At 73.7% G+C, this 23,767-nt stretch carries 16 protein-coding genes and 5 pseudogenes; 10 read left to right on the top strand and 11 right to left on the bottom strand.

Annotated features, from left to right (window positions below):
* Positions 1-5 precede the first annotated feature (5 nt).
* The 3 genes from KIF24_RS27855 (at position 6) to KIF24_RS27865 (ending at position 3,439) form a co-directional block, all read left to right on the top strand.
* A complete protein-coding gene (locus KIF24_RS27855) occupies positions 6-2,420 on the top strand; it encodes a DEAD/DEAH box helicase (protein ID WP_221086549.1) in 2,415 nt (804 codons plus the stop codon).
* Positions 2,421-2,525: 105 nt separating this feature from the next.
* On the top strand, positions 2,526-2,732 hold the full coding sequence (locus KIF24_RS27860; RefSeq protein ID WP_221086550.1) for a hypothetical protein: 207 nt from the start codon (positions 2,526-2,528) through the stop codon (positions 2,730-2,732).
* A 128-nt stretch (positions 2,733-2,860) separates the two neighbouring features.
* The gene (locus tag KIF24_RS27865) at positions 2,861-3,439 is read left to right on the top strand and encodes an LURP-one-related/scramblase family protein (protein WP_221086551.1); all 579 of its coding nucleotides are present in this window, start codon (positions 2,861-2,863) and stop codon (positions 3,437-3,439) included.
* A gap of 281 nt (positions 3,440-3,720) precedes the next feature.
* On the opposite strand, the gene KIF24_RS27870 is transcribed toward KIF24_RS27865, so the two are convergent.
* The 8 genes and pseudogenes from KIF24_RS27870 to ssd form a co-directional block, all read right to left on the bottom strand.
* Entirely contained in the window at positions 3,721-4,089 is a 369-nt protein-coding gene (locus KIF24_RS27870) for an Rv3654c family TadE-like protein (RefSeq protein ID WP_230417078.1), read from the bottom strand.
* 200 nt (positions 4,090-4,289) lie between these two features.
* Positions 4,290-4,657, bottom strand: a pseudogene (locus tag KIF24_RS33580) (TadE family type IV pilus minor pilin).
* Positions 4,654-4,782: a DUF4244 domain-containing protein gene (locus tag KIF24_RS27880; RefSeq protein WP_230417079.1), complete on the bottom strand. Its 129-nt coding sequence runs from the start codon at positions 4,780-4,782 to the stop codon at positions 4,654-4,656. Before KIF24_RS27880 ends, KIF24_RS33580 begins: the two are co-directional and overlap by 4 nt.
* Before the next feature lie 62 nt (positions 4,783-4,844).
* Positions 4,845-5,428: pseudogene (locus tag KIF24_RS27885) on the bottom strand (type II secretion system F family protein).
* The gene (locus tag KIF24_RS27890) at positions 5,425-5,616 is read right to left on the bottom strand and encodes a hypothetical protein (RefSeq protein WP_221086553.1); all 192 of its coding nucleotides are present in this window, start codon (positions 5,614-5,616) and stop codon (positions 5,425-5,427) included. Before KIF24_RS27890 ends, KIF24_RS27885 begins: the two are co-directional and overlap by 4 nt.
* A pseudogene (locus KIF24_RS27895) lies at positions 5,616-6,359 on the bottom strand (hypothetical protein); the annotation flags it as partial. The pseudogene KIF24_RS27895 and the gene KIF24_RS27890, both read right to left, overlap by 1 nt.
* 664 nt (positions 6,360-7,023) lie before the next feature.
* Positions 7,024-8,223 carry a TadA family conjugal transfer-associated ATPase gene (locus KIF24_RS27900; protein ID WP_221086554.1) on the bottom strand — a complete coding sequence of 400 codons (1,200 nt, stop codon included), beginning with the start codon at positions 8,221-8,223 and terminating at the stop codon, positions 7,024-7,026.
* Entirely contained in the window at positions 8,220-9,317 is a 1,098-nt protein-coding gene (gene ssd / locus KIF24_RS27905) for a septum site-determining protein Ssd (RefSeq protein ID WP_221086555.1), read from the bottom strand. The genes KIF24_RS27900 and ssd overlap by 4 nt, the downstream gene beginning before the upstream one ends.
* A gap of 924 nt (positions 9,318-10,241) precedes the next feature.
* Between ssd and KIF24_RS27910 the strand changes: the two genes are divergently transcribed.
* Together KIF24_RS27910 and KIF24_RS27915 are read left to right on the top strand one after the other, a co-directional pair.
* The gene (locus KIF24_RS27910; RefSeq protein ID WP_221087588.1) at positions 10,242-10,484 is read left to right on the top strand and encodes a VHL beta domain-containing protein; all 243 of its coding nucleotides are present in this window, start codon (positions 10,242-10,244) and stop codon (positions 10,482-10,484) included.
* Positions 10,485-10,827: 343 nt separating this feature from the next.
* Positions 10,828-11,634 carry an HAD family hydrolase gene (locus KIF24_RS27915; RefSeq protein WP_221086556.1) on the top strand — a complete coding sequence of 269 codons (807 nt, stop codon included), beginning with the start codon at positions 10,828-10,830 and terminating at the stop codon, positions 11,632-11,634.
* Between the two features lie 53 nt (positions 11,635-11,687).
* Here the strand turns inward: KIF24_RS27915 and KIF24_RS27920 are convergent, their stop codons facing one another.
* Positions 11,688-12,434, bottom strand: a complete 747-nt coding sequence (locus tag KIF24_RS27920; protein ID WP_221086557.1) for a Fic family protein — start codon at positions 12,432-12,434, stop codon at positions 11,688-11,690.
* Positions 12,435-12,805: 371 nt separating this feature from the next.
* Here KIF24_RS27920 and acs point away from each other — a divergent pair, with 371 nt between their 5' ends.
* The 4 genes from acs to KIF24_RS27940 all read left to right on the top strand — a co-directional run bounded on the left by acs (position 12,806) and on the right by KIF24_RS27940 (position 19,127).
* Positions 12,806-14,800 carry an acetate--CoA ligase gene (gene acs, locus KIF24_RS27925; RefSeq protein WP_221086558.1) on the top strand — a complete coding sequence of 665 codons (1,995 nt, stop codon included), beginning with the start codon at positions 12,806-12,808 and terminating at the stop codon, positions 14,798-14,800.
* Positions 14,801-15,068: 268 nt separating this feature from the next.
* Positions 15,069-17,474: an immune inhibitor A domain-containing protein gene (locus KIF24_RS27930; RefSeq protein WP_221087589.1), complete on the top strand. Its 2,406-nt coding sequence runs from the start codon at positions 15,069-15,071 to the stop codon at positions 17,472-17,474.
* Positions 17,475-17,625: 151 nt separating this feature from the next.
* Entirely contained in the window at positions 17,626-18,126 is a 501-nt protein-coding gene (locus KIF24_RS27935; RefSeq protein WP_221086559.1) for a hypothetical protein, read from the top strand.
* Positions 18,127-18,194: 68 nt separating this feature from the next.
* Complete coding sequence (locus KIF24_RS27940; RefSeq protein ID WP_221086560.1) at positions 18,195-19,127, top strand: alpha/beta fold hydrolase; 933 nt, start codon at positions 18,195-18,197, stop codon at positions 19,125-19,127.
* Between the two features lie 15 nt (positions 19,128-19,142).
* Here KIF24_RS27940 and KIF24_RS27945 read toward each other — a convergent pair whose 3' ends face one another.
* Together KIF24_RS27945 and KIF24_RS35250 are read right to left on the bottom strand one after the other, a co-directional pair.
* Entirely contained in the window at positions 19,143-19,508 is a 366-nt protein-coding gene (locus KIF24_RS27945; RefSeq protein ID WP_221086561.1) for a hypothetical protein, read from the bottom strand.
* A pseudogene (locus tag KIF24_RS35250) lies at positions 19,505-20,956 on the bottom strand (SseB family protein); the annotation flags it as partial. The pseudogene KIF24_RS35250 and the gene KIF24_RS27945, both read right to left, overlap by 4 nt.
* Before the next feature lie 1,547 nt (positions 20,957-22,503).
* Here KIF24_RS35250 and mycP point away from each other — a divergent pair.
* Positions 22,504-23,705 (top strand): annotated as a pseudogene (gene mycP / locus KIF24_RS27960) (type VII secretion-associated serine protease mycosin).
* Positions 23,706-23,767: the final 62 nt, after the last annotated feature.

Below are 23,767 nucleotides of genomic sequence, written 5' to 3' on the forward strand. Positions count from 1 at the left end.
AGGACGTGACCTCGGCAGCCACCGTATCCGCCGGCAGCGGCCCCGAGCGACCGCCGGGCACCGTCCCGGCCGGCCCGCCGGTCGCACCCGCCGGCGATCTGTTGCGCCGGCTGCGCCAGCGGCAGGCCACCGATCCGGTCACCCACGTCGAACGGGTGCCGCCCCGGGCCGGGATGCCGGCACCCTGGCCGCACTGGACCCCGGAGGAACTGCGCGCGGCGTACGCCCGGCGTGGTGTGGCGGCGCCCTGGCGGCACCAGGTCGAGGCGGCCGACCTGGCGTACGGCAACCAGCACGTGGTGCTGGCCACCGGGACCGCCTCCGGCAAGTCCCTCGCCTACCAGTTGCCCGCACTGGCCACGCTGCTCGCCGACCCCCGCGCCACCGTGCTCTACCTGGCGCCGACCAAGGCGCTCGCCGCCGACCAGTTGCGCGCCGTCGCCACGCTGGAGATCGAGGGCGTACGTCCGGCCTGCTACGACGGCGACACCCCGCGCGCCGAACGGGAGTGGATCCGGCGGCACTCCCGGTTCGTGCTCGCCAACCCCGACATGCTGCACCACGGCATCCTGCCCGGCCACGCCCAGTGGTCGGGTTTCCTGCGCCGGCTGGCCTACGTGGTGATCGACGAGTGCCACGTCTACCGGGGCGTGTTCGGCTCGCACGTCGCCCACGTGCTGCGCCGGCTGCGGCGGCAGTGCGCACGCTACGGACGCCCCACCGGCCCGACGTTCGTGCTGGCCTCGGCGACGTCGGGCGACCCGGCCGCGGCGGCCGGCCGGCTGACCGGCCTGCCGGTGACGGCCGTCACCGAGGACACCTCACCACGAGCCGGGATGACCTTCGCGCTCTGGGAACCACCGCTGCTTCCCCCCGAACCGTCCGCCGCGGCGCCACCTCCTGCGCCGGTGGGCGGGCCGGTCCCCGGCGCCGATCTCGCCCAGGTCCGCCGGTCGGCGCTGCGGGAGACCGCCGACCTGCTCGCCGACTCCGTCGCCGCCGGGGTACGCACGCTGGCCTTCGTCCGCTCCCGGCGGGGCGCCGAGGTGGTGGCGACCAGCGCCCGGCGCAGCCTCGACGAGGCGGTGCCAGGGCTCGGCGACCGGGTCGCCGCGTACCGGGCCGGCTACCTGCGCGAGGAGCGTCGCGAACTGGAGCGGGCGCTGCTGCACGGCGACCTGCTGGGACTGGCCTCGACCAGCGCGCTGGAGCTGGGGGTCGACCTGATCGGCCTGGACGCGGTCCTGATCTGCGGATACCCGGGCACCCGGGCCTCGCTGTGGCAGCAGGCCGGCCGGGCCGGGCGCTCCGGTCAGGAGGCCCTGGCGGTGCTGGTGGCCCGGGACGACCCGCTGGACACCTACCTGGTGCACCATCCGGAGGCGGTCTTCGGCGCACCGGTCGAGGCCACCGTGCTCGACCCCGCCAACGCGTACGTACTGGGCCCGCAGCTGGCCTGCGCCGCGGCCGAGGCACCACTGACCGCGGCCGACCTGGAACTCTTCGGTGCCGGCGCGGAGGAGGCCGTCGAGGCGCTGGTCCAGGCCGGTGCGCTGCGACAGCGGCCGACCGGCTGGTACTGGCGGCACCGGGAACGACCCGCGGTCGACCTGCGCGGCGAGGGCGGTGCCCCGGTCTGCGTGGTCGAGTCGGCGACCGGTCGGCTGCTCGGCACGGTCGACGGCGCCTCGTCGCACTTCCTGCTGCACTCGGGCGCGGTCTACCTGCACCAGGGCGTGTCCTACGTGGTCGACTCGCTCGACCTCGACGACGGGTGTGCGCTGGTGCACCCCGAGGAGCCGGACTGGTCCACCCATGCCCGGGACGTCACCTCGCTGTCGGTGGTGTCGGTGCGTTCGTACGTCGACGCCGGCCCGGTCGGGCTGTTCCTGGGCGAGGTGGACGTGACCGCTCAGGTGGTGTCGTACCAGCGGCGGCGGATCGCCACCGGCGAGGTGATCGACACCCGCCCGCTGGATCTGCCGGCCCGCGAGCTGCGTACCGTCGCCGTCTGGTTCACCCTCTCCCCGGCGTCGCTGACCGCCGCCGGGGTCGACCCGACCGACGTGCCGGGGGCGCTGCACGCCGCCGAACACGCCGCGATCGGGTTGCTGCCATTGGTGGCCACCTGCGACCGGTGGGACATCGGCGGGCTGTCCACGGCGGTACACCCGGACACCGAGGCGCCGACCGTCTTCGTCTATGACGGCCACCGCGGGGGCGCGGGCTTCGCGGAGCGGGCGTACGGCATGGCGGCGGCCTGGCTGCGGGCCACCCGTGACGCGATCGACGAGTGTGGCTGCGACGCCGGGTGCCCGTCCTGCGTGCAGTCGCCCAAGTGCGGCAACGGCAACAACCCGCTGTCCAAGCCGGGTGCGATCCGGGTGCTCGACGTGGTGCTCGACAACCTGCCCGAATGAGCTGGCGGGTATGAAATCCGGGACTGACGGGCAATGATTGTGGGAGCGCTTCCATCGAGCGCTGTGCCTGCCGTTCGTTGTCCCTGCCAGCCTGGAGGAGAGGCCGTGGCCGACACCATCGCCGAGACCGTCGACCTGCTCTACACCATCGACCAGGAGAAGCTCGACATCGACCAGCTGATCGCGCTGGGTGCGGCGCTTGCCACCCTCGCGCAGGCCGAGCGGCTGGATCAGATCAACGAGCGGCTGCGCAGCATCCATCAGCTGCTGACCACCGTGGCACACCGATCGGCCGTCGACGGCACCCGCTGACGCCACCACCGCAGGGCACTGGGCCCGCGTGGCTCCGAGCCCGCGTGGCTCCGAGCCCGCGTGGCTCCGGGCCCGCGGCCGGTGCCGTGTTGTGCGACACTCCGGCGCACCACAGTTGAGGAGATTTCATGCAGCTCGACGGCTTGCAGGCACAGCAGCAGTTCCACATCCGCCAGCGAGTGCGGTTCATGGTCAACCAGTACGAGGTCCACAGCGTCGCGCCGGATGGTTCCGAGGATGGGCTGCTGGCGTTCGCCCAGCAGAAGCGGCTCGCCTTCAAGGAGCAGGTGACGATCTACACCGACGACTCCAAGCAGCAGCCGCTGCTCGGGTTCAAGGCCCGCCAGCGCCTCGACCTCGGTGCCACGTACGACGTCACCGACGAGGCCGGCAACCCGATCGGCCTGTTCCGCAAGGACTTCGCCCAGTCGCTGCTCCGCTCGACGTGGCACGTCGAGCAGGCCGGCCTGCCCAACGTCACCGGACAGGAGCGCAGCATGCCGGTGGCACTGGTGCGCCGGTTCGTCGACTCCCTGTCCTGGCTGCCGTACCACTTCGACTTCGTCGCGGGCGGCCAGCCCGTCTTCACCGTGGTGAAGAAGTGGGGCCTGCGCGACCGGTACGTCGTCGAGATCCAGAACCCGCAGATCGACCGGCGACTCGTGATCGCCATGGCGATCGCCCTCGACGCCCTCCAGGGCCGCTGACACCTGGCGCACCGACTCTCGGTCGCCCATCCGGGGCCGGCTCGCCCATCGATTGCCGCGAGCCGGCCCGTCACCGCCCGAACCCGCCCTCGCGCCCGGTGCGCCCGGCTACCGCTGAACCTCCTCCCCTCGGTGCGTCCGGCTACCGCCGCCCCGCCCGGCCCTGCCCTGCCCGCTGCCCCGCCCCGCCGTCGCCGGCCCCGCCCCGCCGTCGCCGGCCCCGCCCGCCTCGCCGGGATGCGCGGGCCACGAGGACGCGACGCTGCCCCGCCGGTGCCCGGTCAGCCGCGCGGTGGACCGGCCCGGCTGGTGGCCTTCGCGGTCCGCGTCATTCCCGGCAACGGATCCACGATCACCTCCGCGCTGACCAGCACGTCCAGCCCGTCGAGCCGGCACCAGACCAACCGGCCGCCGTTCGCGGCGACCAACTCTGCCGCCCGGGCGCACGCCACCGGTTCGTCGTGAAGTGCCTGGCCCGCCCCGGCCAGCGCCCCGAAATCGGCAGCGACCCGGGCCTGCTGCCGCGCCATCCGAGCCGCGCCCACCCCGGCACCGAACAGGCCGGCCACGACGAACAGCAGCCCCACCGCGAGCAGGCAGATCGTCGCCCCACCGCGATCGCTGCCCACGACCCGCGGCCGGCGGACCAGCCGACGGGTCGGTGCCGCTGGCGAAGTCCTCGGCCGAGCGGATGCGGAGTCCAGGCGACTTCCGGCAGGGCGCCCCGAGCGAGGCCCTGGCCGCCCGGGCCGACGGACGATCCAGCCAGCCCGACGGACGGACCAGCCGGGGCGACGGACGGACCAGCCGGGGCGACGGGCGGCCGGGGTTGGTCGATCCGGCACGCCGTTCACGGCTGTGGCTCCGGTGCGCCCGGCTCGACCGCCGCGACGGCCGTGGCCACGACGGTGAGGGCGGGCAGATCAGCACCGAGGGCGCGGACCGGAGCGCGGACCGTGACCCGGACCTGTTCACCGTCGGAGACGACCAGCACCTCTGCGCCCGCCGGGGCTTGCCGGCTGCCGGCTGCGGTGCCCTGCTCGCCCCGGGAGGCGGCGAGTGCCGCCTCCGGGCCGCGTCCAGGCAGGCGGCCTTGGTGCTGACCGCGTCGACCGCGCTCAGGCCCGCGAGCAGGAGCATCAGCAGCGCCGGCAGGCCGGCCGCCAGCTCGGCGGTGAACGACCCTCGGTCGTGACCGGCCGGCCGGCGCCCGGTCAATTCAGTGCCCGGTCGATGACGGCGGTCAACGCGGACTGCACACCGTCGGAGGTCAGCACCTTGAGCAGGACACCGCCGAAGGCCACCGCGGCGAGCGTTCCGACCGCGTACTCCGCGGTGTTCATTCCGGCGTCCCCGCGAAGGCGGGCGAGGATTCTGCGCACGTGTTCGTCCTTTCTCGATGGGTTCACAGCACGTCGCCGAGCACGGCGACGATCACCGGCACCAGACCGGCGAGAATGAAGGCGGGCAGGAAGCAGAGGCCCAGCGGAAGCACGATCAGCACGCCGGCCCGGCGCGCGGCCGCTTCGAGCTCGATGGCCCGATCCGTCCTCAGGTCGTCGGCGAGCCGGGTGAGCGCACCCGCCAGGGCGGCCCCGCTGCTCGCCGAGCGGATGGCGGCGGTGGCGATGCGGTGCGCTCCCGGCACCGTCCCCAGATGTGCCCACGCCTCCTGCGGTCCACCGCCGAGTTGCAGCGTCCGACCGACCCGGGCGAGCTGTCCGGCCAGCGGCCCGCCGAGCGCGTCGGCCACGGTGAGCACCGAGCGCTCCACCGGCGCCCCCGCCCGTAGCGCCGCCGCCAGCAGATCGGCGGCGAGGGTAGGTCGGCGGCGGCGCGCAACCGACGACGCCGGACCGCCGGAGGTTCGATCCGCCGGAGCAGCCGGTCGAGCAGCACCGCCGCGGGCAGCGCCGTCACCAGACCGGGCCAGCCCTCGACCAGTACCGCCACCGCCACCCCCGAGAGCCCGGCGGCGAGGCGGATCAGGTCAGGCCGCCAACCGGCCGGAGCCCGTGACGGCCCCCGCCAGCTCGGCCCTCCTGCGGGGCGACGGCCGGTGCGGCCCCGCCGGACAGCCGCCGCAGCCGCCGCCGGGGCCGGAACCGACCGACAGCGACCGCGGCGATCAGGGTGGCGCCCGCCACGCCGCCGACGGCCAGGGTTGTGCCGGACATCAGCTTCCCCCACTCGGGACGACCGCGAGACGTTCCGCCCAGAGCAGCCCGACCACCTGAAGGCCGACGGCACCGATCGCACAGCCGCCACCGATCGCGGTGTGCAGCAGGACCTGGAGGGGATCCACCCCGATCCCGTAGCCGAGACCGATCCCGCCCAGCGGCAGGGCGGCCAGCAGCAAGGCGGTGGCCCGAGCCCCGGACGCCTGGGCCGCGGCTGCGGCCAGCCCCCGATCCGTCGACCGGGCGTCGGCCTCGATCCGCTCCACCAGCTCGGCCAGCGGCGCCCCCGTACGCTCGGCGAGCCGTACTGCGGCCTGGGCCAACCGCCCGAGGCGGTCCACCGCGACACCGGGTGCCGGCCGGTCCGGCGTGCCCTGGTCGAACCCGGCGGACCGGCCGGCATCCACATCGGCCTCGTCGACCGGGACCGGTTGGGCCGGCGCGGTGGCGAGCGTCGAGGAAAGGCTGGTCAGCACCTGAGCGGCCACCGGCACCGGCAGGCCGACCCGTAGGTCCGCGGCGAGGGCGCACAACTGGTCCAGCCGCTCCCGACGGGCCCGAGCCGCCCGGCTTCCCGTTGCCCGGCGGAGCAGCGCCCGCACACCCAGCGTGCCGTAACCGGCCAGGGCGGCCGCCGCCACCGGACCGGCCAGCAGCCCACCGATCACCGCGCCGAGCAGGCTGGTCAGCAGCAGGGTGCGCCGCGGCCTCGCCGCCCACGATGTCGGCCGGCTCGCGACCGGCTGGCGGCGGGCCGTCTGTTCGCCGTGGTGGTTCTCCGGACGGCCCGAGGCCAGCTGACTCCCGGTCGACCGCGGCGAAACGACCATCCGTCCGCTCGGAACCACGACGCCGGACGCCGCCTTCGGCACGGGGCCACCCGGTTTGCCGACGGGCCGGTTCGGCCGACGGCTCCTCGCCACCCCGGCGGGTGGGACGCGGCCGGCGACGTCGGCGGCGCGGGCTCCGGCACCGAGGCGCGAAGGCCGCCCGGACGATGCACCGTGCAGGCGGACCCGCCGGACCCGCCGGACCCGCCGGACCCAGCGGACCCGGCCACGGCGCGGCTGCCGGCCGGCTCCTGCCCGCCAGCGGCGGAGGTGGGCACGAGCCGCCGTGGGCCCCTCGCCGCTCCGGCGTCCGTCCCGATCGGGACGGACGCCCCGGCCGTCGCCGGCCACCCGACCCCGGTCGAGCCCTGCTCGGCGCGGCGCGGATCGCCCCGCCTCTCGCCGTCGGTCCGTTGCACCGCCTCACGCAGCGAAACGACCCAGGCGACCAGCGGATCGTCGACCTCCTCCCGACCGGACACAACCCGGCCCGCAACAGCCCGGGCACGAATCCGGTTCAGCCCCACCGTTACCAGCACCGGCAGCGTCACCGCCGCGCACCACCACGCGGCGCTCATGACGGCACTGCCGATCCGGGCCAGGGCTCGCACAGGATGGGCGGCACCGGCACGTCGCGGCCCCGGATCAGAGTCCCGAGTGCGCGGGCCGCAAGGCCAAGCCCTCGACCCCGGATCCACGCGGGGACCGCGGTTACCAGTCGGTCGGGCCCCTCCGGCAGCAGCAGGCAGATCGACTCCAGCACCCGCCCCTGCGGCGTGCGGCGGATCTGGAACACCACCTGGAGCGCCGCGGCCACCTGGGCGTGCAGCGCCAGCCGTGGCAGCCCGCCGAGCAGACCGAGCGCCTCCAACCGGGCAGGTACGTCCGAGGGAGTGTTGGCATGCAGCGTCCCCGCGCCACCGTCATGCCCCGTGTTCAGTGCCGCGAGAAGATCGACTACTTCTCCGCCCCGGCACTCGCCGACCACCAGCCGGTCCGGCCGCATCCGCAGCGCCTGCCGGACCAGCTCGCTCAGGCCGACGGCACCCGTGCCCTCCACGTTGGCCGTACGCGCCTGCAGGCCCACCACGTGCGGGTGCACCGGCCGCAACTCGGCGGCATCCTCCACCAGCACGATTCGCTCGGTGGTCGGCACCAGCCCGAGCAGCGTGTTCAACAAGGTGGTCTTGCCCGAGCCGGTGCCACCGATGACCAGGTAGGCGAGCCGGGCCGCCACCACGGCGGCGAGCACCGGTGCCACCGGTCGGGCCACGGCACCCTGTGTCACCAGCTCGTCCAGAGTGAACGGCCGCTGCCGGAAGGTACGCAGCGAGAGGTAGGGCCCGTCGGTCGCCACCGGCGGCAGGACCGCGTGCAGTCGCGTACCGTCGGCCAGCCGTGCGTCCGCGCACGGCGAACCGTCGTCCAGCCGCCGGCCGGCCCCGGCCGCGAGTCGCTGCGCCAACCGGCGTACGTCCTCCGCGGTGCCCACCGGCACCGGGACCTGGTGCAGCCCCTGACCACGGTCGACCCACACGCGCGCCCCGTTGACCAGCACGTCCGTCACCTCGGGATCGGCCAGCAGCGCAGCGAGCGGGCCGACGCCCACCAGGTCGTCGCGCACCCGGTCGGCGATCCGGAGCAGGGCGTTGTCGCCGAGTACGGCGGCGTCGGGTTCGGCCCGGACCGCGGAGACGATCGCGGCCGAGGTCACCGGCGTGGTGGTGGCGGCCATCCGCTGCCGCACGCGGGCCGCGAGGTTCTCCCCGGTCATACCGCACCCGCCGCGGACTGCCCGGTGAGCTCGGTGACGATCCGCTGGCAGAGCTCGGCCAACGGCCCGCGTCCACCGGCCGCCGGTGCCTCACCCCGCTCGAGCCCCCGGCACAACCCCGGCTCGGGCCGTAGCGTGCCGGCCAGTGGCAGGCCGAGTGCTCTGGCGACTTCACTGGCGCGTAACCGGCCGGGAGCGGGGCCTCGGACGATGACCGACAGGTCGTGGCAGTGCGGGGCCGCCGCCGTGACCACCCGGGCCGCGGCGGCGGTCGCCCGCAGCTCGGCGGGCACCACCACGAACGCCCGGTCAGCCGCCTGAAGAGCGGTCACGGCCGCGTCGTCGAGTTGGCGAGGCAGGTCCGCCACCACGAAGTCCCGGCCTCGACGGGCAGCGTCCAGGGTGGCCGCCATCGCCTCGGCCGGCACGGCGGTCAGGTCGCCGCGATCCCAGGAGAGCACCACCAGATCACCCCGGCTGGGCAGCGCCCGCACCAGGGCCGGGGCGTCGACCCGCCCGTCCGCGCCGGTCAGTGCCGGCCAGCGCAGCCCCTCCAACTGCTCCCAGCCGAGCACCAGGTCCAGACCACCGCCGAGCGGGTCGGCATCGAGCAGGAGGGTACGCAGCCGTGCCCGGGCGGCGGTGACGGCAAGGCCGCCGGCGAGGATGCTGGCACCGGCTCCACCTCGGCCGCCGACCACGGCAATCATCCGGACCCCGGCGGGGGCCTCGACCCCGCACTCGGCAAACCGGTCGACCAGCCAGGGCTCGGCCGCCGGCAGTACGGCGACGTGTTCGGCGCCGAGCAGCTCGGCCACCTGCCAGCCGGACTCGATGTCACCGCTCCGGCCCACCAGGACCAGTCGGGAACGCCGGGGCAGCCGCGCCCGCAGGCAGGGCTGCGCCTGGTCACTGCCGATGAAGACCAACGGAGCGGGCTGCCAGCGGGTGCGGGCTGCTGCGGGATCGGCGGCCACCTCCACCTCGACACCGCTGGCGGCGGCGAGCCGGAGCAGGTCGTCGAGGAGGTCGCCGTCCGAGGTGACGACCAGCGGTGGGTGCCGGTGTGGCGGGACGGAGGTACGGGGTGGCATCGCGGCCTCCAAGCGGTCGGCACGGGTTCACTGGGTCGAACCCTGCCGCCGGTGCCACCCCCGACGCCGCCCCGACGGGCTCGCCTGTGGACGACGAACTGCTATGTGGACAACATCCGCAGCCGTCGTTGATCTGCTATGTGGACCGTCGGCACATCGCACCGATCTCGAACCCTGCCAACCGTGGCGGGACGTGACACGCACCACGCATAATCGACGTCCTGTGCCGTCGGCCGAACGGCGTCCCTCGCCGGATCGAGGTCATGAAGCAGCCGCCAGATGATCACGAGCGTCCCCGCGTCGAGCCGAGGCTGCGGGTCGGCCCCTGGCTGTTCGACCCACGTTCCCGCGCCAGGACACCGGTGCGGCCGGCGCTCACGGCACGCCCAATTCCACCGGCACTACCGCCGGCACCGGACGTCGGTGACCGCGAGCCGGCGACGACGACGCTTTCCGTACGGGAACCCGCCGTTCCGGTGGAACCCGCGCGCCACGCCCCCGGCCGCATGTCGCACCGGCTGGTGCTGGCGGGCCTCGCCGCCGCCGTACTCGCCCTCATGCTCACCGCGCTCTGGCCGACGATCGAACCACCGACGGTCGCGGCCCCGGACGTACCGTCCGACTACTGGGTCCCCCCGCCGCCGGCCGCCCCGGACGAGATCGCCTCCGCCGGGCCGCCGTCGCCGTCCGCCGCAGCGGCCTCGTCGTCCGTCGCGGGAGTCTCGTCCCCCGCCCGCAGGCCAGCCGCAGGGCGACGCCGGCTCCGTCGGCCAGCCGCACGGGCTCGCCGGCTGAGCCGGGCGGGCCGGGTGAGCCCAGCGCCCGCCCGAGTTCGCCGACCAGTCGACCGGCGAGTCCGCCGCCTACCACCCGGCCCCCGAGCCGCCGCAGCTGACGCCCCTGCCGGCCTGGCGGGAGCACGGGCTGCGCTCCGTCAGCGGCGGCGCCGCGACCAGCATCGAGTTCGTCAACCAACGATCGCGGTCGGTGATCGTGTACTGGCTGGACCACCGCGGGCACCGGAGGCAGTACGCGGTGTTGCCACCGTCCGCGTCGCATGAGCAGCACACGTCCGTCGGCCACCCCTGGGTGGTGACGGACCGCCGGGGCCGGGCACTGGTCTGCTTCGAACCGACCCGCACGCCCGCCCGAGCCGTGGTCAGGTAACCGTCTCACGCGGAAAGGGACGACCCCCGTCGGGGGGAGACGGGGGTCGTCGGAGGTTCGGCTCCGGGGGGGTCGAGCCGAACCAACTCAGCGGTCGCGGGGGGTGCAACCGCCGAGGGCCTGTCGGTTGTACGAGACGTGAATACTCGTCCTGCGAACAAGTCTGCCTGAGCGGACCTGTGTACGTCGAGTGGTGTAGCCTCCACTCCCTGCGAAATCCTGTTCGCAGAGTGTGATCGCAGTCACTGTTCGCAGGCGGTGTGAAGGTCGACCCGCAGGTCCGAGCCCTCTTCGACCCCCGGGCACCCGCCGACGATAGACCATCGGGCTAGACTTTCGCGCCGTGGGCCGAAGTGCCGCTTTCTTCGATCTGGACAAGACCGTCATCGCCAAGTCGAGCGCGTTGGCGTTCGGCAGGCCGTTCTACCGGGACGGTCTGATCACTCGGCGTGACGTGGTCAAGTCCGCGTACGCGCAGTTGATGTTCCGGCTGGGTGGGACCGACGAGCAGACCATGGCCCGGACCCGCGACTACCTCGCCACGCTCTGCAAGGGTTGGCCGGTGGACCAGGTCCGCCAGATCGTCGCGGAGACGCTGCACGAGCTGATCAACCCTTACGTGTACGCCGAAGCCGCCGCCCTGATCGAGGAGCACCAGGCCGCCGGCCGGGACGTGGTGCTGGTCTCCGCCTCGGGCGAGGAGATGGTGCGGCCCATCGGCGCGCTGCTCGGGGTCACCGACGTGATCGCCACCCGGATGGGTGTGGTGGACGGGCGGTACAGCGGGCAGGTCGAGTTCTACGCGGCCGGTCCGAGCAAGGTCGAGGCGGTCGGCGAACTCGCCACCGAACGCGGGTACGACCTCGCCGACTCGTACGCCTACTCCGACTCGTACAGCGACCGGCCGTTGCTGGAGTGTGTGGGCCACCCGACGGTGGTCAATCCCGACCGGCAGCTGCGCAGGCTTGCCGTCGAGAACGCCTGGCCGGTGCTGGAGTTCCGGCACCCGGTCCCGCTGGGCCGGCGGCTGCGGGACCGGCCCGCCGTGCCGGTCGCCGCGGCCGCGCTCGGGGTGGGCGTCGGGGTGGCGATCGGCATCGCCTGGTACGGCCGGCACCGCCGCACCCGTGCCAGCGCCTCTCCGGCCTGATCCGCCACTGACCGGGCGCGTCGCCCGGCAACGCGAAGGCGCCGTCGGGCGGGTCAGCCGGCGGCCAGCACCTCGTCGCCGATGGTGACGAGTTGGTCGGCGCCCACCTCGACGGCGGACATGTAGTGGCGCAGCCAGGATCGCAGCCCGTCCGGGGTGCCGGTGGCGAAGGCTCCGGCGGCACCCACGTACTCCGGTTCGCGCTCCCGGTGGCCGACGTCGACGGCGAGCAGGCCGCGGGGGTCGAACCCGCTGGAGAGCAGTACCAGGCGGGCCGCGCCCCGGGCCACCACACCGGAGGGGCCGGCGAACGGACGCAGGTTCAGCAGTTCCCCGTGTACGACGGCGGCCAGCACGAGGGGGGTCACCCGGGTGCCGCCGGTGACCAGCCCGGCCAGCCCGTCGAGGCGGGCCGCGACCACCGGATCGTCGATCGGGCGACCCAGCTCGGCCTCGACGACCACCTCGCGGGCGGCGAGCACGTGCAGTTTCGCCAGGGCCTGCCGGGGCGCCCTGGGCCAGAGCTCGCTGAGCCCGGGCAGCGCCCCGGCAACTCGTAGCGCGCCCTGCAGGACCGGTTCGGTGACGGTGCCGGCGCGGACCGCCTCCCGCTCGTGGACGCGGCCTTCCAGTGCGGCACTGGCCACGGCGGAGCGCAGGCTCACCTCGGCCACCACCGGTCCGCCGTGTCGGCGCAGCGCCCGGTGCCCGAGCGCCTGGTCGAATCGGGCACGGGCGCGCTCGGCGGCGTCGGCGACGTCGGCGAGTTCGAGCAGCGGGGCGAGCGGGTCGGCGGTCACCCCGTCACGCTAGTGCCTCGTCCTGCCGGTGCCTCGTCCTGCCGGCCTGAACGGGTGGCTCGGGGTGCAGGGGGCACTTGTGGTCGCGAGCATGATGCCTCCTCCGGGTGGCAGCGCGCCCGACGTCGGCGGATCACCGGCGGCGTCAGCACCGACGCCCGCCTGCACCTCGGCGCGTGGGAGGGGCCGTTTGGCGACGGGGGCGCGGGGGATCGGTCGCCTTCGTCAGCCACCCCGACTAGCCTGCCGGGGGAGAGACGCAGGTCACCCGGAGCAACGAGGAGTCACCGCATGAGCGAGCGGCAGCGAGCGAATCATCAATGCAGCGCGCTGGTGCCTCATGCCGGCACGAAGCGAAGCGGAGTGCCGGCATGAGTGAGGCATTGGCCAATCTGCTGAACGAGACGCGCCAGTTCCCGCCGCCGGCCGAACTCGCCGCTGAAGCCAACGTGACGGCCGACGCGTACGCCGAGGCCGAGACCGACCGGCTCGCCTTCTGGGAGCGCCAGGCCGGGCGGCTGACCTGGACGAAGCCGTGGGACCAGGTGCTGGACTGGTCCACGCCGCCGTTCGCGAAGTGGTTCGTCGGTGGGCAGCTGAACGTGGCGTACAACTGCCTCGACCGGCATGTCGAGGCCGGCCGGGGTGACAAGGTGGCGATCCACTGGGAGGGCGAGCCCGGTGACACCCGCACCATCACGTACGCCGACCTGCACCGGATGACCTGCCAGGCGGCGAACGCGCTCAGCGACCTCGGGGTGGTCGCCGGTGACCGGGTGGCGATCTATCTGCCGATGATCCCGGAGGCGGCGGTCGCCATGCTGGCCTGCGCCCGGATCGGCGCCACGCACAGCGTGGTGTTCGGCGGCTTCTCTGCCGAGTCGCTGACCAACCGGATCCAGGACGCCACCGCCAAGGTCGTGATCACCGCCGACGGTGGCTACCGGCGGGGCAAGCCGAGCGCGTTGAAGCCGACCGTCGACGAGGCGGTGGCGAACTGCCCGTCGGTGGAGCACGTGCTGGTGGTCCGCCGCACCGGCGAGGAGGTCGCCTGGTCGGCGAAGGACCACTGGTGGCACGAGGCGGTGGAGCAGGCGTCGACCGAGCACGCCGCTCAGCCGTTCGACGCCGAGCATCCGCTGTTCATCCTCTACACCAGCGGCACCACCGCCCGCCCGAAGGGCATCCTGCACACCACCGGCGGCTACCTGACCCAGGCGTCGTACACCTCGCACGCGGTCTTCGACCTCAAGCCGGACAGCGACGTCTACTGGTGCACGGCGGACATCGGCTGGGTGACCGGCCACTCCTACATCGTCTACGGCCCGCTCTCCAACGGGGTGAGCCAGGTGATGTACGAGGGCACCCCGGACACCCCCCACAAGGGCCGTTTCTGGGAGATCGTCGACCGCTACCGGGTGACCATCCTCTACACGGCGCCGACGCTGATCCGCACCATGATGAAGTGGGGTGAGGAGATCCCCGCCGAGTACGACCTCTCGTCGCTGCGGCTGCTCGGCAGCGTCGGCGAGCCGATCAACCCCGAGGCGTGGATGTGGTACAGGCAGCACGTCGGGCAGGGCGCGCTGCCCATCGTGGACACCTGGTGGCAGACCGAGACCGGCAGCATGATGATCTCGCCACTGCCGGGGGTGACCGCCGCCAAGCCGGGTTCGGCGATGACCGCGCTGCCGGGCATCGTCGCCGACGTGGTGGACGACCAGGGTCAGTCGGTGCCCAACGGCGGCGGGGGTTATCTCGTGCTACGCGAGCCGTGGCCGTCGATGCTGCGCACCATCTGGGGCGACGACAACCGGTTCCTCGAGACGTACTGGTCCCGGTTCGGCGCGGGCGCGGGCGGCGGCGCCGGGGATGCGTGGATCTACTTCGCCGGTGACGGCGCGAAGAAGGACGACGACGGACACATCTGGCTGCTGGGCCGGGTCGACGACGTGATGCTGGTGTCGGGGCACAACATCTCGACGACGGAGGTGGAGTCGGCCCTGGTCTCGCACCCGTCGGTGGCGGAGGCGGCGGTGGTCGGTGCGACCGATTCGACCACCGGGCAGGCGATCGTCGCGTTCGCCATCCCCCGGGGCAACGCCGAGACCTCGGGCGATGCGGGCGAGCAGCTCATTGCCGACCTGCGCAACCACGTGGCCAAGGCGCTCGGCCCGATCGCCAAGCCCCGGCAGATCATGCTGGTGCCGGAGTTGCCGAAGACCCGCTCCGGAAAGATCATGCGTCGGCTGCTGCGGGATGTGGCGGAGAACCGCTCGCTGGGCGACGTGACGACGTTGCAGGATTCGTCCGTGATGGAGCTGATCGCCTCCGGTATGGGTGGGGGCAGGTCCGACGAGGACTGACGGCAGTCGTCCGACCTGATGGGGTGGCGGTCCGGCGCGGACCGCCACCCCATCGGCGTGTCCGGGCCCACCCGGCCGTCCTTGACGTGTGACAGTGAAAACCCCTTCCAACAATTTGCTGAAACAAATCGTCGCGGGCCTCTTCCCACCAGCCCCACCGGTGCCTATGTTCACCAATGGCCCCATTTACCAGGGCCGTTTTCACCGGCCCACAACCCCCAATGGGCCGGTTCCCTCAATCCGGAGGTACCACGTGCGGAAAGTCGCAGTGGGTCTGCTCGGGCTCTCGCTGACGGCGACAGGGCTTACGGTCGGCGCGTCAGCCGCCGCCGCGCCGCAGTCGGAGACGCCGGCGAACGCCCTGTCGATCGCGGAGCCCGCCCACGCCGAACACGACCTGCCGAACCCGCTGGAGGAGAAGCGCCGCGCCCTACGTCAGGAGGGCCTGAGCGAGGTCCTCTCCGGCCGCTCCACGGCTGAGCGGATCAACGGCAGTACGGTGGTCAAGGTCGGCGAGCGGGCCACCCGTGGCGGCAAGGCCGGCCGCAACACCAGGACCACCAGGGCCGGCAAGGGACCCACCGAGAAGCAGTACGTCGAGCTGTCCCGGGAGAAGACCGACCGGATCTTCGTGATCCTCGCGGAGTTCGGCAACGACCGGCACCCGAGCTATCCCGATCAGGACACCGATCCGGACACCCCCGGTCCGATCAAGTTCGACGGGCCGTTGCACAACGAGATTCCGGAGCCGGACCGGTCGGAGGACAACTCCACCGTCTGGCAGCCGGACTACGACGCCGACCACTACCGGGAGCTCTACTTCGGCACCGGCCCCGGTGACGAGTCGTTGAAGCAGTACTACGAGGCCCAGTCCTCGGGTCGCTACAGCGTGGACGGTGTGGTCACCGACTGGGTCAGGGTCCCGTACAACGAGGCCCGGTACGGCCGCTCCAGCGGCTACCCGTGCGACTCGATCGTCTGCTCCAACGTCTGGGCGCTGGTCCGCGACGCGGCCAACCGTTGGGTGGCCGACCAGCAGGCCGCCGGCCGGTCCGACCAGGAGATCGCCGCCGACGTACAGGCGATGGACCAGTGGGACCGGTACGACCACGACGGTGACGGAGACTTCAACGAGCCGGACGGCTACATCGACCACTTCCAGATCGTGCACGCCGGTGGCGACATGGCCGACGGCGACCCGATCCAGGGCGAGGACGCCATCTGGAGCCACCGCTGGTACGCGTACGCCTCCGACCAGGGGCGCACCGGCCCGCCGAACTTCCCGGCCGGCGGCACCCAGATCGGCAGCACCGGCGTCTGGATCGGTGACTACACCATCCAGCCGGAGAACGGCGGTCGGAGCGTCTTCTACCACGAGTACGCCCACGACCTCGGCCTGCCGGACGACTACAACGTCATCAGTGGTGGCGACAACAACAACGAGCACTGGACGCTGATGGCGCAGAGCCGGCTCGGCGCCAAGAACGACGGCGGCATCGGCGAGCGCGGCGGCGACCTCGGCGCCTGGAACAAGCTCCAGCTCGGCTGGCTCGACTACGAGGTGATCGTGGCCGGGCAGAAGCGGACCCTGACCCTCGGCCCGCAGGAGTACAACACCAAGGAGGCGCAGGCCGCCGTGGTGGTGCTGCCCGAGCGGGAGTACGCCTTCGACAACGGCGCGCCGTTCGAGGGTGACCGGCAGTTCTTCTCCGGCAACGCCGACGATCTGAACAGCACCATGACCCGGACGCTCGACCTGACCGGAAAGTCGTCGGCGACGCTGTCGCTGAAGGGCCGCTACAGCATCGAGGCGGACTACGACTACCTCTTCTTCGAGACCTCGGTGGACGGCGGGCAGACCTGGTCGCCGCAGCCCGGCACGGCCGACGGCCGCCCGCTGAAGGAGATCTCCCCCGGCCGGTTCGCGCTGGACGGCAGTTCCGACGACGAGTGGGTCGACATCGAGATTCCGCTGGACTCGGTGGCCGGTGGCAGCGTCGGCTTCCGGCTGCGCTACCAGACCGACGGTGGCGTGTCCGAGGGCGGCTTCTTCGGTGACGCGGTCACCCTGACCGCCGACGGCGAGACGGTCTTCACCGACGGCGCCGAGTCCGGTGCCGCCGACTGGACGCTGGCCGGCGGGTTCGAGGTGGTCGAGGAGAGCTACACCCGGAGCTTCGCGAACTACTACATCGCCGGAACCCGGCAGCACATCTCGTACGACAAGTACCTCAAGACCGGCCCGTACTTCTTCGGGTACGCCAACACCAAGCCTGACTACGTGGACCACTACGCGTACCAGGAGGGCCTGCTGATCTCGTACTGGAACACCCGGTGGGCGGACAACGACACGTTCGCGCACCCGGGCGAGGGCCGGAATCTGATCATCGACGCCCGTCCCCGGCCGATCTACAACCTGACCGGTCAGCCCTGGCGGGCCCGGATCCAGGTCTACGACGCGCCGTTCAGCCTGAAGAAGGCCGACTCGTTCACGCTGCACCTCGACAGCCAGCCGCAGTACATCCGTGGGCAGGCCGCGCAGCCGCTGTTCGACGACACCAAGAAGTTCTGGTTCCCGGAGCTGCCGAACCACGGCGTCAAGCTCCCGGCCACCGGCACCAAGATCAAGGTGCTGAAGCAGAAGGGCATCTACACCAAGGTCCGTTTCTCCTGAGCCGCTGAGGTAACCGCGTCGATGCCCCGGGCGGATGCCCCGGGCGGGCCATCCGCCCGGGGCATCGCGCGTACCCGGATCGGTCACCGACCGGCGGCCCTGGGGTCGCCCTGGCCGGGAACCGGCGCGACGCTGGCCGCGTCGTATCCTCATGCTCACCCTCATCCGCGCCCGCGCGCCGGCCGCCTGCCTCGCCGCGCTGCTGGCGCTGACCGGATGCGCCGACCGGAACGGAGGCAGCGTGACGCCCGAGCCGAGCCCGCCCGGTGCGCCCGACGGGCGCCCGGCCGACACCGCCGACACCGGCCGCGGCCCGGCCGACACCGCCGCCGGTCAGCCGCCCGTCGGGCGCACCGGCGGGACGCTCTCGCCCACCGAGCCGCCCCTGATCGGTATCCCGACGGCGCCGCCCAGCCGACCCACCGAGCTGCGCAAGACCAACGTGCTCGCCGGCCGGCTCAGCCACGGCGGCAGCGGCCCGTGCTACACGCTGGTCACCGACGACGGCCGGGAACACGCGTTGTACGGCGTCGGCAAGGGCACCTTCGCCACCGGCGCCTGGGTGCGGGTGACCACCGCGCCGGCGGTGCCCGACGTGGACTGCGGCTCGGGAATCCCGGCCAGCATCCTGAAGATCAGCCTGGTCGGCTGACCGCCCGCCGACGGACGCCGGTGACCGGTCGGCCGGACGACCGGCAGCTGGGTCATAGGCTGTCGGTCATGACCGAGCAGCGTGGCGATGCCGTCGACGAGTCCTGCGTCCTCACCGACGGGCCGTGGACGCACCGGTTCGTCGGCGCCAACGGCAGCCGGTTCCACGTCGTCGAGACGGGCACCGGGCCGATGGTGCTCTTTCTGCACGGCTTCCCCGAACACTGGTGGGCCTGGCACCAGATGCTGCCCGCGGTGGCCGACGCCGGCTTCCGCGCCGTCGCCATGGACCTGCGTGGCTACGGCGCCAGCGACAAGCCACCCCGGGGGTACGACGGCTACACGCTGGCCGCCGACGTCGCGGGGCTGATCCGCGCCCTCGGGGAACGCTCGGCGACCGTGGTCGGCAGCGGTGCCGGCGGGTTGATCGCCTGGACGGTCGCGTCGTTCCACCCCGCCCTGGTCCGCCGGCTGGTGGTCCTCGGCGCCCCGCACCCGCTGCGGCTGCGCGCCGCCATCTTCGCCGATCCGCGCGGTCAGTTCGCCGCGTCGACTCCCGCGCTGAGGTTCCAGCTTCCCCGCTACGAGCACCTCCTCACCCGGGACGAGGGGCGGGCCGTGGAGGAGATCCTGCGCCGCTGGGGTGGCGGGCGATGGGTCGCCGGCCCAGACTTCGCCGGCTACGCGCAGCGCTACCGGGAGGCCATGCGGATCCCGCAGGCCGCGTTCTGCGCGCTGGAGGGCTACCGGTGGGCGTTCCGGTCGGCGCTGCGGTTGCACGGCTACCGGTTCGTCAAGTTGGTGCAGCGTCCGCTGGTCGCCCCCACCCTGCAGTTGCACGGCGCCCTGGACGTGGCCGCGTTGCCGCGTACCGCCCAGGGATCGGGGCGGTACGTCAGCGCACCGTACGAGTGGCGGCTGCTCGACGAGGTCGGGCATTTCCCGCACCTGGAGACACCGGAGCTGGTCCTGGGCGAGGTCCTTCGCTGGGCGAAGTCCTGACCCGCCCGGGCCGTCTCAGACCCGCTGTTCGCGCACGTCGGTGACCTCGCCGACGGGCGCCCAGCCCTGGTAGACGCCGAAGTCGAACGCCTCCAGCCGCATCGCCTGGGCGACCGGCCAGCGCCCGCCGGTGTACTCGACCCGCAGCCACCCGTCGTGCTCGGCCAGCACGATGAACGGCTGCCCCTGCCAGGTGCAGGTCGTCCGCACGTACGCCAGCTCCTCCACCTCGGCCGCCGGGACGACCCGGACGTGCCGGCCGGGACGAACCTCGGCGAAGCCCTCGGCGGCTTCCGACTGGTAGAGCCGGATCTCGCCGCCGTCCGGGCTGGCCTGGTACTCCCGCCCGCGCCAGCGGGCCACGTAGCCGTCCCGCATCACCGCTCACCGACCTGCTGCCAGGAGAGTGTGTCCGCGTCGAGGACGGCGACCAGCCGTTCGGCACCCTTCGCGTCGATGCAGAGCAGCTGCGCACCGTGCGGCAGCCGGACGCTGTCCACCTTGAACTCGGCCAGCACGTCGCTGCTCTCGCCGGGAGCGAAGCCGTTGCCGCGAAACGGTGGCCGTTCGATGACCCAGCCCTCCATCGCCCGCATGGCGGCCTCGTTCTGCCCGCCGTACGGGATCCGGTAGAGGCTGGGCCGGAACGCCGGCCACCGGAGCACGTAGATCTGCTCGGCGTCCGGCGCGAAGGGCGACTCGGGGTGGCTGAGGCCGAGCGCCCGGTAGAGCGCGGCCGGCGTGGTGAGATGTGCCAGCTCGCTGGCCCGGTGGACGAATCCGGAGACCCGGTCGTAGCCCCGTTCCAGGTAGTAACCGAGCTGGCTGGGTGCGATCGCCTTCTGCATCACGATCGGCCGGGCCGGGTCGGCCGACGGTGCCGCCTTCCGTGGACCGCTCGCCGCCGCCGAGACATCGGCGGCCGGTTCGGGCTCGCCCTCCGACTCGTCGCCGAGGCCGAGCTCGGCCGCCCAGTTGGCCAGCCCGATGAGCTGCTCGCCGGGCAACTTGGCCCCGACGGGAGTGCCGGGGTTGACCGCGAACGACCACGAGGTGTCGGGCCACCGGCGGATCAGCTGGACGAAGCGGACCTGAACCGTCTCGGCGGCCGGATCGGTGTGGTCGGCGAGACGCTGCGGGGACGTGTAGGCCACCACGAAGGTCTGCCCCTCGAGTTCCACGGCCGGCCAGACGAATCCCGGGTCGCCGGGCCGGCTACCGGGGGCGGAGTCGGCCGCTACCGGCATGAGCACCCGGGCCAGCAGCAACGTGGACAGGAACGTGTCGGTGCTACCGGCATCCACCGCGCCGAGCAGGTTCTCCTCCACCTCGTTGGCGGGTTGGAAGGGCTCGCGGACGGCGGACGGCGCGACGGCGGACGGGGACCCCGGCGCCGCCCGGCCGGTCGCGGCCGGTCGCGTGGTCGCCTCGGCCGGTCGCGTGGTCGCCTCGGCCGGCGGGACGCCGGGCGACGGGGCCTGCTCGGCGGCGGAGGGCGGGGGCACCGTCGGGGCCGGCGCGGCGCCCCCGTCCGGCTCCGGCGCACCGGCGCCGGACGCCGGTTCCGTGATCACCGTCCGGACCGGCACGGTCGGCTCGGGTTCCGCGGGTGGGACCGGCACCGTCGGCTCGGATCCGGGCGTCGGGACCGGCACCGTCGGCTCGGACTCGACCGTCGGGATCCGCACCGTCGGTTCCGGGTGCGGTACGGATCCGCGCTGGGCGCTCGGACTGGCACCCGCGACCGAGCCGGATGCGGCCGGCCGGGTCGCCGCGCTCTGCGGCTCGGCTGCCGTCGTCTCGGCACCGGGACGGTGCGGGCGCTGCTCGGGTCTGGGCGGGGCACCGTTGTTGGCCAGGGTGAGGTCACGGGCCTCGATGATGGTGCCCTCGATGACGATCGGCGTGAACCCGCGACGCGGCGCGGGCGGCGCGGAGACCGGCTCGGCCGCCGAAGCGGCCGGTTCCTCTGCCACGGGTTCGGCCGGCCGGCGAGGGTAGCGCCTGCGTCGCGTCCCCGCCGCCGGCCGTGGGATTGCCGCCATCGGGCGCCGTCCACCCGGCGGGCGTGGTCACCCGCAGCGGTCGGGCCGAACCGGCGGGTGGCGGCAACGGTTGGGCCGCCTCCCCACCCGGGTCGGGCCGGGACCGGGCGGCGGACTGGTCGTTCTCGGTGAAGACGAAAGCCTGTGGCGTCCCCCCACGCGACGGTTCGCCGGCCGGCCCCCGCCGGGGGAACGGCTGACCGCCGCGGAACCTGGACGGGGCGCGGCCCGATCGGCCAGCCGGTCGCCGCGTTGGGCTGAACGACCGGACGCGGGTTCGAAGAAGGACCGCGGGCCCGCCGGCTCCGCGCCGGCCTCGCCGGGACGGCCGTTTGCCGGCGGCCCGGTCCGTTCGGGTGTCGTCGGCCAGCCCTGGTCGGGGAGGCGAGTTCCTCGCCGCGGGTCGGCATCGGGCGGCGCGGCGGCAGCCCGACCGGTCGTTCCGGCCGGCCGCCACCGAAGCCGCCCGGCTGGTCGCCACCGACGCTCGACGGGCCTTCCGAGGTCGCCGGGGCCGGGTGAGCGGCCGACCGGCCGACCGGCGCCGGTCGCTGTGGTCCGGCTGCCGTGCCCGACGCCGACACGGGCACCTCGGGAAGGTGGAAGGCCGCGGGCACCACCGGCGGCGGGGCGACAGGTCGGCCCGGCCGCAGACCGGGCGGTCGCTGGTCGGGTGGCACGTTCGCCGGCGCCGGAGCGGGCGGGATCGGCGCACCCGGAGCGGCTTCACGCGTCCGGTTCAGCGCCTCGACCCGCTCCAGCCGGGCGCGTGCGCCCACCGTGCGGCCGGGGAGCCGGACGTCACCGCGGGAGAGCTGTGAGACGTACCAGGCGGGCAGGTAGCCCTCGACGGGCAGGCCAGGGTCGACGGCCAGCCACCACTCGTGGTCCGGCCAGGCCGCGGCAAGCTCCGCGTAGCCGGTCCGTCGGCTCGGCCCGGCGTGCTCGCCCAGGCAGGCACGCATCGCCTCGGCGGAGGTGAACGCCAACACGTGCGTGCGACCACCGGTGGTCCAGGTGCCCCAACCCACCGCCGCCTGCCCCGCGGCAGCCTGGGCGGAGACCGGCAGCAGCAGCTCGATGCTGGACAGGATGCGGAAGTAAAGCTGCTGGTCATTGCCGCGCAGCGCGTCCCACAACGCCGCCTCGGCCCCGGTGGCCGGCTCCCATTCGGTCACGGCCACCTCTCCTCCCGGGCACAGGCCATACGTATCGGTTACAACCTACAAGGTGACCACAAGATCACAATGCCAGGCGGGGCGGCGATCCGCCCGGTTCGCCGGGGAGCGATAACATCCGGTTCCGGTGTCGACACGATACGGAGGCGGTCGATGTCCCGGTGCGCTCGGCGTCCCGTCATCGCCGGTTTGGCCGTTGCTCTGCTGGCCGGCCCGGCCACGGCCTTCCCGGCGCTCGCCCGGGCCGCGCCGGGCTGCGCGTCGCCGCCGGCACCGGTCCGGCCGGTGTCCGCCGTCCCCTGGCCCCAGCTGCGGTACGCCCCGGAGCGACTCGCCCCGCTGGCCACCGGCGCGGGGGTGACCGTGGCGGTGATCGACTCGGGCGTGGACCGGCGGCATCCCCAACTCGCCGGTCGCGTGCTGGTCGGCACCGACCTGCTCGATCCGGGCGGCGACGGCAGCCGCGACTGCGTCGGCCACGGCACCGCGGTGGCGAGCATCATCGCCGCCGCTCCGGGCGACGGGGTCGCCTTCCGCGGGTTGGCGCCGGACGCCCGGATCCTGCCGGTTCGGGTCAGCGAGCAGCAGGTCGTGGACGGCCGCGGGGCGGGCCGCACGGTCGGACCGGGGGACCTCGCCCGGGCGGTCCGGTGGGCGGTGAACCACGGCGCCGACGTGGTCAACCTGTCCGTCGTGCTGTACGCGGACCATCCGGCGGTCCGGGTCGCCGTCGCCTACGCGGTCGCCCGTGACGTGGTCGTGGTGGCCGCGGCCGGCAACCTGCACGGCAGCGGCGATCCCCGCCCCTACCCGGCGGCGTACGACCGGGTGCTCGGGGTGGGTGCGATCGGCGCTGCCGGGAGACGCGCCGACTTCTCCCAGACCGGCGCCTACGTGGATCTGGTCGCACCCGGCACGGATGTGCTGGTGGCCGCCCCCGGGCAGGGGCACCATCGGGCCGAGGGGACCAGTTACGCCGCGCCTTTCGTGGCCGCCACCGCGGCGCTGCTCCGCCAGTACCGCGCCGACCTGAGCGCGGAAGAGGTCGCCCGGCGGATCGTGGCCACGGCCGACCCGGCCCCCCGCGATGGTTACGGCGCGGGGGTGCTCAATCCGTACCGGGCGGTCACCGAGGCCGGCGGCGACCCGGCGGGGCGGGCCGGCCGGGTGAGCCGGCTGGCCGACGACCGGCCCGATCCGGCGCTGCTGGCCCGGCAGGATCGGCGGGCCGCCGCGCGGGAGCGCGCCGTGCTGCTGGCCACCGTCGGCCTGCTGGCGGTGGCCGGCGTCGTGCTGGTCGCCATGGTCGCCCCCGGGGAGCCCGGCGGCGCTGGCGGCCGGCCGACCCGGGATGAGCACCCACCGGGCGGCAACACCCCACCGGGCGGCGACGGCCGGATCGACCGACGCCACCCGG

Origin of the sequence: Micromonospora tarapacensis (genome assembly GCF_019697375.1) — a bacterium.
GTDB classification, from domain to species: Bacteria; Actinomycetota; Actinomycetes; order Mycobacteriales; family Micromonosporaceae; genus Micromonospora; species Micromonospora tarapacensis.

Bases quoted from the DNA above. Each gene is read 5' to 3' on its own strand.
- KIF24_RS27865 (WP_221086551.1), top strand. From the start codon at position 2,861: ATGCAGCTCGACGGCTTGCAGGCACAGCAGCAGTTCCACATCCGCCAG.
- KIF24_RS27880 (WP_230417079.1), bottom strand. From the start codon at position 4,782: ATGAACACCGCGGAGTACGCGGTCGGAACGCTCGCCGCGGTGGCCTTC.
- KIF24_RS27890 (WP_221086553.1), bottom strand. From the start codon at position 5,616: ATGTCCGGCACAACCCTGGCCGTCGGCGGCGTGGCGGGCGCCACCCTG.
- KIF24_RS27900 (WP_221086554.1), bottom strand. From the start codon at position 8,223: ATGACCGGGGAGAACCTCGCGGCCCGCGTGCGGCAGCGGATGGCCGCC.
- ssd (WP_221086555.1), bottom strand. From the start codon at position 9,317: ATGCCACCCCGTACCTCCGTCCCGCCACACCGGCACCCACCGCTGGTC.
- acs (WP_221086558.1), top strand. From the start codon at position 12,806: ATGAGTGAGGCATTGGCCAATCTGCTGAACGAGACGCGCCAGTTCCCG.
- KIF24_RS27935 (WP_221086559.1), top strand. From the start codon at position 17,626: ATGCTCACCCTCATCCGCGCCCGCGCGCCGGCCGCCTGCCTCGCCGCG.
- KIF24_RS27940 (WP_221086560.1), top strand. From the start codon at position 18,195: ATGACCGAGCAGCGTGGCGATGCCGTCGACGAGTCCTGCGTCCTCACC.